This is a genomic window from Nocardiopsis sp. L17-MgMaSL7, assembly GCF_003182025.1.
GTDB classification, from domain to species: Bacteria; Actinomycetota; Actinomycetes; order Streptosporangiales; family Streptosporangiaceae; genus Nocardiopsis; species Nocardiopsis prasina.
Window position 1 is genome coordinate 42,533 of the sequence record NZ_QGTF01000010.1, and the last position, 12,702, is coordinate 55,234.

Consider the following 12,702-nt stretch of genomic DNA (forward strand, 5'->3'; position numbering starts at 1 on the left):
GCCGGACACCCGTCAGTCGCGGGCGGCCGCCTCCTCCGTCTCCGGGTCCAGCGCCAGCTGCACCTTGACCGGGTCGCGGCGGTCGAAGCGCAGGGCACGGCCCGGAGGCAGGCGCTGCGGTCGCAGCGATCCGAACAGCACACCCTCGGAGGGCGGGCAGGAGAGCACCATGCTGGGCGTGTTGGCGTCGATGAGCATCCGCAGCGCCGGTTCGCCCATGGCACGGCTGAAACCACCGGCACCGCGCGCCAGGATCAGGTGGAACCCGATGTCGGCGCCGTGCGGCAGCATCTCCATGAGCGGGGACAGCGGCCCGCCGCCGCCCGCGGAACTCAGCAGGTCGTAGTCGTCAATGACCACGAACAGCTCGGGGCCGGTCCACCACGAGCGCTCGCGCAGCTGCTCCGGAGTGACCTCCGGGCCGGGCAACCGGGGCTTGAGCGCCTGCGCCGCCGCCATCATCATCTCGCGTGCGCTCTCGCCGGTCACCGCGTAGCCGAGACGCTGCTCCTCGGGGATCGCGTTGAACAGGCCGCGTCGGGGGTCCACCACGACCACGCGCGCCTCCGTGGAGCTGTACCGCTCCCGGATGGTGCGGGTGACCAGACGCAGCAGGTTGGTCTTGCCGCTCTCGTTGTCCCCGACCACCAGCATGTGCGGCAGCACCGAGAAGTCGTGCCACAGCGGCTCCAGGCGACGCTCCTCCAGACCCAGCGCGATCTTCGGGCCGTCCTCGGGGGGAGGCAGGTCCGACGCCGGAAGCGAGAGGGGCAGCAGGCGTACCTGCGGAGCGGACGGGCCGTCCCACCGCTGCTTGACGGCGGCCACCACGTCGGCCACCGACGCCTCGGGTCCCTCCTCCAGATGCGGCAGTGCCGACAGGAAGTGCTTGTACTCGGCGGTCAGACCCCGCCCGGGAATCCGGGGGACCTTCTCGGCCTGGCGCATGTTGATCGCCGAGTCCACCGCGTCACCGAGCCGGAGCTCGAACCGGGTGACCAGCAGGTCGCGCAGGCTGGACTGCACGTCGGCCCAGCGCGGGGAGGCCACGATCAGGTGGATGCCGTAGTTGAGGCCGCGCTGGGCGATCTGGGTGATCTCGGCGATCATGTCGATCATGTCCGCGCGGACCGTCGCCCAGCCGTCGATGACCAGGAACACGTCCCCGTAGGGCTGGTCGGCGAACTCCCCGGCCGCACGCCGGCGACGGTAGGCGCCGATCGAGTCGATGCCGTGTTCGGCGAAGAACTGCTCACGGCGCCCCAGCAGCGCCGTCATCTCCGCGACGGTGCGCGTGACCCGCTCCAGGTCCATGCGCCCGCAGATACCGCCCACGTGCGGCAGGTCCGCCACACCGCGCAGTGTGCCGCCACCGAAGTCCAGGATGTAGAACTGCACCTGCTCCGGGGTGTTGGTCAGCGCCAGCGCGCTGATCAGCGAGACCAGGAGGGTGCTCTTGCCGCTCTGCGGACCACCGATGACGGCCGTGTGCCCGCCCGCGCCGCGCAGGTCGGCGGTGAGCGGGGTGCGCAGCTGCTCGAAGGGGCGGTCCACCAGACCCACCGGCACGGTGAGCACCGGGTCGGTTCCCCATGCGGGCAGCGAGGTCGCGCCCTCCGACCGCAGCATCTCCGCCACGGTGGGGGCCTGGTCCAGGGGCGGCAGCCACACCTGGCGCGCGGGCGGACCGACGTCCCGCACCGCCTCCAGGGCCGTCTCCAGCAGGCTGGTGTCCGACTCCTGCACCGGTTCCGGCTCGGGTTCCACGGCGGAGACGGGGGGACCGGCCACGTACCCGGGCAGGAAGGGGGTGATCTCACGAGCGGCGGTCGACGCCCGCGCCGCACGCCGCTTGGCGCGGTAGGGCCCGGACACGTAGGCGGCCTTGAACCGGGTGAGCTCCTCGGTGTCGGACTTGAGGTAACCCGAACCCGGTGCGGGAGGGAGCTGGTGGGCGTCGGCCACACCGAGCACGCCCCGGCTCTCCATGGCCGAGAACGTGCGCAGTGCGATCCGGTAGGAGAGGTGGCTCTCCAACTGGTGCATGCGGCCCTCGTCCAGCCGCTGGGAGGCCAGCAGCAGGTGCACGCCCAGGCTTCGGCCCAGGCGCCCGATCATCACGAACAGCTCCATGAAGTCCCGGTGCGCGGCGAGCAGCTCGCTGAACTCGTCCACGATCACGAAGAGCGTGGGCATGGGCTCCATGGTCGGGTCGCTCCGGCGGCCCTTCTCGTACTCGTGCACCGAGCTGAAGTTGCCCGCCGAGCGCAGGAGCTCCTGGCGGCGGATCAGCTCGCCGTGCAGGGCGTCCTGCATGCGCTCCACGAGGGAGGTCTCGTCGGCCAGGTTGGTGATCAGCGCCGAGGTGTGGGTCAGCTTGTCCAGGCCGATGAAGGTGGCGCCGCCCTTGAAGTCCACCAGGACGAAGTTGAGCTTCTCGGAGGAGTGGGTCAGCGCGAGCGACAGCACGAGCGTGCGCAGCAGCTCGCTCTTGCCGGAACCGGTGGCGCCGATCAGCATCCCGTGCGGGCCCATCCCGCCGAGCGCCGACTCCTTGAGGTCCAGCTCCAGGGGCGCACCCGAGGCCGCGATGCCGATGGGCACCCGCAGTCGGCTCTCCGGGCGCTCCCGCTCCCACTCGCGGGCGGCGTCCCAGGTGTGCAGGTTCGGGATGCCCAGCAGAGTGGTGAGGTCGAAGTCGGTCGTGAGCGGCTCCACGACGTCGGCGGCGACGCTCACCCGGTAGGGGGCCATCATGCGGGCCAGCGAACGGGCCCGGTGCAGGTCCAGGGAGTCGGGTCGTCCGAGGTGGGAGAAGGACTCGCGTCCGGTACGGTCCAGCTCACTCATCTCCACGGAATCCTTTTCGACCCGTAGTGAGAGTGTGTGAGGCGCTCCGTCCCACATGCGCTCGGTGCCCACTTCGATCACGATCGCGTTGCGAAAGCCTCCGCTGAGCAATCTCGACCCTTGCGGCACGGTTCCGCCGTCGACGATGATGACCGTGAACGGCTCGTCACGACCGGGCGCCGCCTGAGGGTCGAAGGGCGGCCGGTCCGCCAGCACGGGACCGACGAGTCTTTCCAGCTCAATGGCGTCGGAGGCGATCAGCCGGACCGGGCCCGCGCCGTCGCGCTCCGTCGGGTGCATGCAATGCGGAAGCCATTTCATCCATTCCCAGTCGGCCATTCGCTCATCGTTCACACAGCCGACAACACGCAATTCATCTGGCGCGTGAAAAACTGTGACCTGACCCACGAGTGCGCGCACCATTGCACGGCTGGATTCCGCGTCGCCGCGAAGACCCAGATGCGCGAATCCCCGTAGATAAAGCGAGACCGGCAAGTCCGCGACGGTGGCGTAGGCGTTGATGAAACGGCGCAGCGCGTGCGCGCTGAGCGGCTCCAGGTCCTCCACCGGCTTGGTCGACAACGGGGCGATGCGCGTCTGGAGCGGCTGCTCGCCCACGGCGATGCGGATCTCGGCGAAGTCGTCGTGCGCCCCGCGGCGCTCCCAGAGCCTGCTCGTGCGCACCAGCGACCACAGTGCCTCCGGGTCGGGGCCGTTCCACGCCCGCGCCTCGCGCTGGGCCACCACGACGTCCCGCACTCGGCCGCGCATCTGGCCGAGATAGCGCAGGTAGTCGCGACGGTCACCGGAGAGTCGTCGGCTGCGTTCGATCCGTACGCGCAGGATCTGGCCGCCCACCATCGCCACTGCGCCGACGAGCATCATGCCGCCCGCGATGAAGGGCATGGCCGTGCCCAGGGCACCGCCCCCGCCGGGGCGGATGAACATCATCACCATCGCGAGCGAGCTCAGCGCCATCGGGAGGTACATGAAGACCCCCGAGATGCTGTTCTCCTGCTCAGGGAGGACCGGGGGTTCCTGGAGGGAGAGCTCGCCGTCGGGCGGCTCGGGGCCGGGTCGACGCGCCGGCCTGCGGACGAGGATGGTGCTGATCAGCGTGTCCCTTCTCTTTCCCCTGGTCAGGCGCTATTCGTGACAGGGGCGGCGGGCGGACCGACCGGGGGCAATTCCGACGGGTTCGAATGGGAGAACCCTAGAGCCGGATTCGGTCTCCGGGGGAGGGGGCTGGGGCGCTCAAATGAGCAACGGTATCCCCGGGGCAGAGTTTTCCGAAACGTCATGACCGGAATTCCGGAAGTGATGCTAGTCTAGCTCAGCATTTCCAGTTCGGGTGCGCCGTACCCCTGCCCCCGGGTGTTCCGCCGAGGAATGGCGTAGCCCGGTCTTCTCCCCCTCCACGGGTGTCTTTATCCCACACCCGTAAACCGACCCAGCCACTGTCGTCCAGCGAGGAGGACCGATGTCGGACGTCGTCTCCGCCGATCTCTGCCGCCTGGTCGTGCGCGCGCCCAACGCCTCCTTCGAGATCGCCGTTCCGTGCGACCTGCCGCTGGCCGAGCTGCTGCCCACGTTCCTGCTCTACGCCGAGAACGAGCACGAGGACCTCGACGAGAGCGGCCTCGAGCACGGAGGGTGGGTGCTCCAACGTCTGGGCTCACCCCCGCTCGACGAGTCCGAGACCGTCGAGACGCTCGGCCTCACCGACGGCGAGACCCTGTACCTGCGCGAACGCGCCGACCAGATGCCGGAGATCCACTTCGACGACCTCGTCGACGGACTGGCCGACACCCTGTCGGAGCGCTCCGACGGGTGGGGGCCACGGGTCTCCAGGCGGGCTCTGACCGGCACCGCCGCCGTGGGCTTCGCCGGTGCCCTCGGCCTACTGACGCTGCTCGGCCCCACCTGGATCGCGGGCGCCACCGCCGCCGCGACGGGGCTGCTCCTGCTGCTCGCCGCCGGGGCGGCCGCCCGCGCCTTCGACGCGCCCATCGCGGCCGCCGTCACGGGCGGCGCCGCCGTGCTGTTCATGGCGTTCGCCGGGGCCACGCTCCCGGGCGGCGACCCCAGCAACGCCCTCACCGGCGCGCGGATGCTCTCGGGCGCGTCCACGGCGACCGGCGCCGCCGTCCTGGCAATCGCCGCCGTCGCCGCCTGCCTGCCGTTCTTCACGGCCATCATCGGCACGGCCCTGTTCACCGCCGCCGCCGGTGCCCTGCTCATGTTCTGGGACAACGCCCCGCCGCCCGGGGTGGCCGTCTCGGCCGCCGCCCTGGTGCTGCTGTTCTGTTCGTTCGCACCTGCCCTGGCCTTCCGTCTGGCGGGGATGCGCCTGCCTCCCCTGCCCGACGGGGTCAGCCAGCTCGGCGAGTACATCGACCCCCACCCGGCCCGCGACGTCCGCACCCGCAGCCAGCGAGCGGACCACTACCTCGGCGGCCTGCTGGCCGTCGTCGCCGCGGTCTGTGCGGCCTCGATGACCGTGCTGGCCGCCCACCCGGGCGGCCTGGCCTCCACAGCGGGCGTCTGCGTCGCGCTGATCCTGCTGCTCCAGTCGCGCGGGCTCAACGGCGTGTGGCACCGGGTGTGCCTGCTGGGCGCCGGTGTGTACGGTCTGGTGGCCCTGGCGGTCGGCGGCGGACTCCTGGGCGGGGACACCGCCCGCATGGTCCTGTTCGGGCTGCTGCTGGTCGCGGCGCTCGGTCTGCTCCTCGCCGCCTGGTCCGTGCCGGGCAACCGTCCCATCCCGCACTGGGGGCGCGCGGGGGAACTCATCCAGAGCCTCGCCGCGATCGTCCTGGTGTGCCTGATTCCCGGAAACCTGGGGCTGCTGGCGCTGCTGAGGGGGATCGGCGGATGACGCGTAGCGGAAGGCGGGTGGTCTGATGCAGACCCGTCGCGACCAGGTACAGGCGCACTCGTTCATGGTGCGCCGACTCTCCACGGCCATGGCCGCCGCCGACCCGGACGCCGTCGAGGCACCCCTGCGGCGCACCCGCAACGGCACCTTCATCGGGCTGATCCTCGCGGCGCTGCTGTGCGTGGGCTTCCTCATCTTCGGTCTGATCTTCCCCGGCGGCGCCACCTCCTGGCGCCACGAGGGAACGCTCGTCGCCGTCAAGGGCGGCGCGGGCCGCTACGTCTACTCCGACGGCGTCCTGTGGCCGGTGTCCAACCAGGCGTCGGCCGTGCTGCTGACCGCGAACTCCAAACCGGTCCAGGTCGCCGCGGACTCGCTGGAGGGCACCCCCGTCGGAGCCTCCATCGGCATCGCGGGCGCCCCCGACGGGCTTCCCCCCACGGAAGCCGAGGGCTCCATGGTCTGGCAGGTGTGCGCCACCACCGTCAACACCGGCGACGGCGTCGAGACCCTGACCTCGCTCACCCTGGGCCGGTCCCCGTTCGGCTCACCGGTCGCAGAGGACGAGGGTGTCCTGGTCCGGGGCCCCGGCGGTGAGATCCACCTGCTGTGGAAGGGCAACCGCCTGGCCATCGACGAGGAGAACGGCGCTCTGGAGTCCCTCGGGTACGGCACCGCGGTGCCCCACCCCGTCGCGGCGGCCGTCCTGGACGGTGTGCCCGCCGGCCCCGAGCTCGCCGCACTCGACATCGACGGCCGCGGCGAGGAGGGGCCGCGTCTCAGCGGCGCGGACACCCGTGTGGGGCAGGTCTTCACGGTCCCGGCCACGGAGGGCGGCCCCGAGCAGTTCTACGTGCTCACCCAGGACGGCCTGACCCCCACCGACGCCACCCACGCCCGCCTGCTCCTGGGGCATCCGCTCACAGCGGAGGAGGCCTACGGGGGCGGCGACCCCGCACCGGTCGAACTCACCGTCAACGAGCTGCGCGCGCACCTGTCGGGCGAGGATCCGGTAACCGGAGACGGCCTGCCCGCCGTCCCGCCGCAGCTGACCGACCCCCAGGGTGCGGCGCTGTGCGTCATCGACCAGGGGGACGGCGCGCTGGCGCTCGCGCTCACCTCCCCGGCGGACATCGGCGGGCGGGCCGCGCGGCCCCCGGCTGGCAGCACCGCCGCCTGCACGGCCCCCGACCTCATCGACATCCCGTCGGGGGAGGGCGGACTGGTCAGGGCGGCCCCTGCGGGAGGGGCGGCGCTGCGCGGCTCGTACTTCCTGGTCACCGACACCGGGGCCAAGTACCCGGTGCCCGAAGCCCAGGACGCCGACACGCTGGGATACGCGCCCGGCGGGGCCTCCGCCGTGTCCACCGCCCTGTTGGACCTGCTGCCCACCGGGCCCGACCTGACCCCGCAGGCCGCCGCGGAACCCGTCGGCGCTCTCGCGGAACCGGGAGAACCCCGGTGCCTTTCCGACTGACGCCCAACAGAACCAGGAGACTCCCATGTCGATGATGCGCAGTACCGACCAGGCCATGCGGACCGGCCGCGACGCCATGGAGACGGCCCACACCACGTGCAACGGCGTCTACACCAGCGTGGACGGCGTGCGGGACCTGCTCGGCGGCAACTGGCAGGGCGGCGCGGCCACCCAGTACGACACCGCGCTGGTCAAGTGGCTCGAAGAGCTGCGCCTGATCACCAACGACATGAACGACATGATCGGCATCCTCGGCGGCACCGAGCGCAACTTCCATGCGATGGAGGACGAGAACATGCTGTCCGCCAACTGGATCACCCAGCTCAACCCGAACCAGGGCGACGTCGCTCGCTGACCTGACCTGACCGACCTGATCCGTACGCCTCCGCGACCGGGGGCGCACCACCGAGAGAAACCGGAGCCATGTCCATGGACGGATTCGAGATCAAGTACAGCGGTGCTGACGACGCGGGCATCGACCTGCGTAGGCAGACCGACATCATCGAGCAGGCCATCAACGAGCTGGACGCCAAGGTCCAGGCCGTCAAGTCCGACTGGATCGGTGAGGCCTCCGAGCAGTACGACCAGCGGCTCCTCTCGTGGCGGCGCAACGTCGCCGACATGCGCGCGCTGCTGGGCCACGCCCAGGTCTCCCTGGGCGACATCACCGAGCGCTACCGTCGCGGCGACCTCCAGGAAGCCGGGAACTGGAACGCACGCCGCTGAACACCCCCTCGGCCGCGGCCACGGCCCGGTCGGCCCACGCCGCGGCCGAGGGAACACCGCACCACGCCGGATGACGCCGCACCGCGACTTGACGAAGAGCTGGACAGGAGAGGAAGGGGCAGGACGTGTCAGAGGAGAAGACCAAGGTCACGCTGGACTACCTCAAGACGTTGCAGACAGCGCATGTCGATCCGCTTCGGGAGAAGGTCTCGAAGATGAAGACCCGGGCGTCCACGCACTACCCGAGCGGTGAGAACGCAACCGCACCCAACGTGCCCTTCGGTAACCCCGACAACCACCTCCCCATCGCCGGCGAGCTCTCCAAGGAGGTCGGCGCCGTGCTGACGCAGTTCACCACCCTGATCACCGACCTGGAGATCCGCCTGGTCGGGATGTCGGCAGGGATTCGCAACAGCGCGAACACCTACGAGGAGCTGGAGTCCGACGCGGAGCTGGACGCCACCCAGGTCGGCCAGATCATCACCAACGGTGCGCCCACGGGCGGCGGTGGCGGTGGCGGTGGTGGCAACGGCCCCACCGACACGCCCAACGGGACCCCCGAGTCGTCCTGACCTCCGACTGACGCCGTCCGGGTGAGCGCACCGGCCGCCCGGGCCACCACCCCTCCGCCCCACGAACCCGCCCTGAGGAACTTGCATGGCTGACGAGGACCTTCCCGAGAAGGAGGGGACCGATCCCGCGGTCCCCGAGTCCAGTGGCGCCGTCGGGAGCGAGGAGATGGCACACGCCATCAACGCCTTCGCTGACAAAGACGACAAGGGATCGGCCCCTCCCATGGGCTCCGCCCAGGCGGTGCATGACACCAGTTGGATCAAGGAGTTCTTCTGGAACGTCAACAACCCGAAGGACGCGGACGAGTGGTTCGGTTTCGAAAGCCGGGCCTCCGACGCGGAGCGGCTCGGCGGGTACGAGTGGGGTGCGGTCTACTCGGGCATCCACCTCAACGAGGCCATCAAGGAAACCGACGGCACGGTGTGGGGCAACTTCATCGACCGGATGCGCGACATCCTGAATGCCGCCTCCGGTCCCGGGACGGGAACCTTCGACAACGGTGTCCTCAGCCGGATCGAGACCGACCTCGGCGACTTCCAGAAGTTCGCCACCGATCGCTACAAAGAGCTGTCGGACCTGTCCGATGCCATGAAGCCGGGCAACGAGAAGTTCGAGGGCGCCGGAGCCGAGGCCCTGTGGGGGTATCTCAGGAAACTGGCCGACGAGTTCCAGCACATCGCCAACTACGTCGAACCGGCCATCGGAGCCGTGACCTCGGCGCGCCACGCCGCCCACAACACCTACCTCCAATCGGTGATCCGCGCGTTCAACACCTGGCAGGACAGCGCCGACCGCAGTCCCCGCAGAACCATCCGCAACTGGTGGGAGGAGCAGCGGGGCACGGTCACCTGGGAGGACAGCGTCATCAAGATCCGCGGCAGGCGGACTGATGAGAAGTCCACCTGGGAGGACTTTGAGAAGGAGATCAAGGAACGCTGGTGGGACAACCTGGCCGACCTGCGCAAGGCGGCCACGGAGGGTATTTCCACGGTCTCCTCGACTTACAGCACCTCCTCCGCGGAGATCCTGCCCTTCGTCCCCGTCGCGGTCACCCCGCCCGGCGGCGGAGGGGGTGGCGGTGGCGGTAACGGCGGCGGTGACGGCGGCGGTGACGGTGACGGCCGCTCCATTGAGGACATCATCGACGAGTACCTCAACGGCGGCAGCGGCGATGGTGGCGGCGGTGACGGCGATGGTGGCGGTGGTGACGGTGACGGCCGCTCCATTCAGGACATCATCGACGAGTACCTCAACGGCGGCAGCGGTGAGGGCGGAGGTAACGGCGGCGGCGATGGCGTGGGTAGCGGCGTCCTCACCCGCGATAACATTCTCGGCGGCCTCGGCGACGGCGACGGCAACGGTGGGGGTGGCGGCGGGGACGGAACCGGTGGCGGCGGTGGTGGTGGAAACGGGCCACTGGGCGACGGCCGCACCGTCGACGAGATCGTCAACGACTACCTGAACGGCCAGGGCCCCAACAGCGGCGGATCGGACATCCCCGACGGCGGGGGACCCGTGCCCGAGGGCGGGGGTGGACCCGTGCCCGAGGGCGGTGGAGGACCCGTGCCAGGTGGCTCGGGTGAGTTCGGCGGTCCCCCGGACGCCCCGGGTTCGAACGGCCCCAGCGGTCCGCCGATCTCCTCCGGTTCGGGGGGCCTCGACGGTCCAGGGCAGGGCTTGGGTGGTCCCGGGGCCGGAGGGTCGTTCGACGGGATCGGAGGCGACCCCTCCTCGTCCGGCGGAGGCCCGGGCGGGTTCTTCCCGCCGCCAGTGGCGCCGGGCATGGGGGGTATGGGCGGCGGCGGTACCGGCGGCGGCCCGAACAACACGGGTCGTCGGGAGCAGGGGACCCCGCTCCCCGACGGCAGCACGCTGCTTCCCGACGGGAGTACACGTCTTCCGGACGGCACCGTCGTGAACCCCGACGGCAGCACGCGCCCTTCGGACGGCAGCGGGCAGATCCCGGAGGGGAGTACGCCGCTCCCGGAGGGGAGCGCCCGGCTCTCCGACGGCAGCATTCGGCTTCCCGACGGGAGCATCCTGAACCCCGACGGCTCGCGTTCCGATGGTGGTGGCAGCGGTGACCCGTCATCCTCGATCGGGGGACCGCCAAACGGCGGCTTCGGGGACCTCGACCTCTCCTCCTCCACAGGTGGCGCGGGGGGCGGCAGCGTGCCGCCGCCCCCGGGTCGCGTATCCACCGAGGGCGACCTGGACCTGTCTTCGGGCGGTTCTGGCACCGGTGGCTCCGGTTCGCCGATTCCGGGTGGTGTGGGTGATCTGGGTGGTCCGGGTAACGCGGATCGGCCCGGGTTGCCGGACGCCCCGATCATGGGTGGTTCCGGTGGTAGCGGCGACGGATCGGGTTCCCCCATCCCGGGTGGTGTGGGTGATCTGGGTGGTCCGGGCAACGCGGATCGGCCCGGGTTGCCGGACGCCCCGATCATGGGCGGTTCCGGCGGTAGCGGCGACGGATCGGGTTCCCCCATCCCGGGTGGTGTGGGTGATCTGGGTGGTCCGGGCAACGCGGATCGGCCCGGGTTGCCGGACGCCCCGATCATGGGCGGTTCCGGCGGTAGCGGCGACGGATCGGGTTCCCCCATTCCGGGTGGTGTGGGTGATCTGGGTGGTCCGGGTAGCGCGGATCGGCCCGGGTTGCCGGACGCGCCGATCATGGGCGGTTCCGGTGGCAGTGGCAACGGGTCCGGCTCGCCCATCCCGGGTGGTTCCGGCGAGATCGGCGGCGGCTCGAACCGCCCCGAGATCCCCGGTCCCCCCGTCCTCGGCGGTTCCGGAGGCGGCGGAGGCAGCGGCTACCCGTCGCCCGGTGGCATCGGTGGGCCCGGTGACCTGAGTTCTTCGTCCGGCCCCGGTTCGGGCTCCGGCTCGGGGAGCGGCAGCGGATTCCCCAGCCCCGGCGGTATCGGCGGCATCGGTGGGCCCGGCGACGTGAACTCCTCGTCCGGCTCCGGTCCGGGCAGCTCGGGCGGCGGCATGACCCCCCGCTCGGACTCCGGCTCCGTGGGCGGCAACGGTGACGGCGGCGGAGGCGGCCGGGGCAACGGTCCGGGCGGGACCAGCCCGTTCGGCGGCTACGGCGGGGGCCAGGGAACGGACGGATCCGCCACGGGCGGAGGCCCTGGCACCCCCGGAACGCCCGGCACCCCGGGCACCCCCGGCATGCCCATGATGCCTCCAGGCGGTATGGGCGGTGGCGGTGGCGGCGGCGGTGGCGGCGGCCAGGAACGCAGCCGCACCACGTGGCTCTCGGAGGACGAGAAGGTGTGGGGCACCACCGCACGGGGCGGCCCCGCCTCACTCGGACGCCCCGGAACACGAAAAGACAAGGGAGTGAGCAGCGTTGGACATGTCCCTGCAGGGTCAGATGGAGAGGTCACTCGAACAACTTCGCCAGAGCCAGGAGCGGCTGGCGGAGGCAAGCGCAAACCTGGAGTCGGTTACCGCCGAAGCGGCGTCCAAGGACCGGATGCTCAGCGTGACGGTGAACGCGAGAGGCGAGATCGCTGAGATGCGGTTCCACACCGAGAAGTACCGGATGATGGCACCCGCCGAACTCGCCGCCGCGATCATCGAGGTCGTCGAACGAGCCCGGCGCGACGTGGCCCAGCAGGTCTCCACGGCCATGGGCACACTGGTGCCGGGCGACTCGGCGGCACGGGAGCAGGCGGTGGCGGGCGACCCGACCGCTCTGCTGGAGGAACTGGGTCTGGGCAACGTGCGGTCGCCCAAGTGACGGTCGGCCGGGAGCGGGGGAGGAACGTGCCTCCCCCGCTCCGGGCCATGACGACGGAGACGGGACAGGACGAGCAAGGAGGGGAACATGTCGGAACGCATCTCGATCGACCCTGAGGCGGTAGCCAGGGACGGGGCCGAGATCCACCAGCTCGCCGCCATGGTGGGGGCGATCGACCAGTCTTACACCACCTCCGCCGACGCCCTGGGCGAGTGCTGGGGTGAGGGCGACGCCGTCGCCAAGTCGTTCGAGGCGAACTACCTCCCGGCGCGTGACGAGTTCGCGGTCTTCCTGAAGACACTCCGTACGGCGTTCGAGGACACCGCCGAGGCCACTATCGACACGGCCAAGCAGTTCGGCCGCTCCGAGCAGTACGGCATCGACACCGCGGCGCGCCTGGGCGGGATCCAGGGCGGTACCGGTGGTACCAGCGGGAGGCACTGA

9 protein-coding genes are annotated in these 12,702 nt (G+C 70.9%); 8 read left to right on the forward strand and 1 reads right to left on the reverse strand.

Features of this window, described 5'->3' with window-relative positions; all coding sequences use genetic code 11:
• Positions 1 to 12: 12 nt before the first annotated feature.
• A complete protein-coding gene (eccCa, locus tag BDW27_RS18405; RefSeq protein WP_110050560.1) occupies positions 13 to 3,963 on the reverse strand; it encodes a type VII secretion protein EccCa in 3,951 nt (1,316 codons plus the stop codon).
• A 367-nt stretch (positions 3,964 to 4,330) separates the two neighbouring features.
• Between eccCa and eccD the strand changes: the two genes are divergently transcribed.
• The 8 genes from eccD to BDW27_RS18455 all read left to right on the forward strand — a co-directional run bounded on the left by eccD (position 4,331) and on the right by BDW27_RS18455 (position 12,702).
• On the forward strand, positions 4,331 to 5,728 hold the full coding sequence (gene eccD, locus BDW27_RS18410; RefSeq protein ID WP_110050562.1) for a type VII secretion integral membrane protein EccD: 1,398 nt from the start codon (positions 4,331 to 4,333) through the stop codon (positions 5,726 to 5,728).
• A 25-nt stretch (positions 5,729 to 5,753) separates the two neighbouring features.
• A complete protein-coding gene (gene eccB / locus BDW27_RS18415; RefSeq protein WP_110050564.1) occupies positions 5,754 to 7,205 on the forward strand; it encodes a type VII secretion protein EccB in 1,452 nt (483 codons plus the stop codon).
• A gap of 25 nt (positions 7,206 to 7,230) precedes the next feature.
• On the forward strand, positions 7,231 to 7,560 hold the full coding sequence (locus tag BDW27_RS18420; RefSeq protein WP_110050566.1) for a WXG100 family type VII secretion target: 330 nt from the start codon (positions 7,231 to 7,233) through the stop codon (positions 7,558 to 7,560).
• Positions 7,561 to 7,628: 68 nt separating this feature from the next.
• Positions 7,629 to 7,931: a WXG100 family type VII secretion target gene (locus BDW27_RS18425; RefSeq protein ID WP_110050567.1), complete on the forward strand. Its 303-nt coding sequence runs from the start codon at positions 7,629 to 7,631 to the stop codon at positions 7,929 to 7,931.
• Between the two features lie 125 nt (positions 7,932 to 8,056).
• Entirely contained in the window at positions 8,057 to 8,503 is a 447-nt protein-coding gene (locus tag BDW27_RS18430) for a hypothetical protein (RefSeq protein WP_110050569.1), read from the forward strand.
• 85 nt (positions 8,504 to 8,588) lie between these two features.
• A complete protein-coding gene (locus tag BDW27_RS27835) occupies positions 8,589 to 12,032 on the forward strand; it encodes a hypothetical protein (protein WP_233515806.1) in 3,444 nt (1,147 codons plus the stop codon).
• The gene (locus BDW27_RS18450; protein WP_233515828.1) at positions 11,953 to 12,258 is read left to right on the forward strand and encodes a YbaB/EbfC family nucleoid-associated protein; all 306 of its coding nucleotides are present in this window, start codon (positions 11,953 to 11,955) and stop codon (positions 12,256 to 12,258) included. Before BDW27_RS27835 ends, BDW27_RS18450 begins: the two co-directional genes overlap by 80 nt.
• Positions 12,259 to 12,345: 87 nt before the next feature.
• Positions 12,346 to 12,702: a hypothetical protein gene (locus BDW27_RS18455; RefSeq protein WP_110050573.1), complete on the forward strand. Its 357-nt coding sequence runs from the start codon at positions 12,346 to 12,348 to the stop codon at positions 12,700 to 12,702.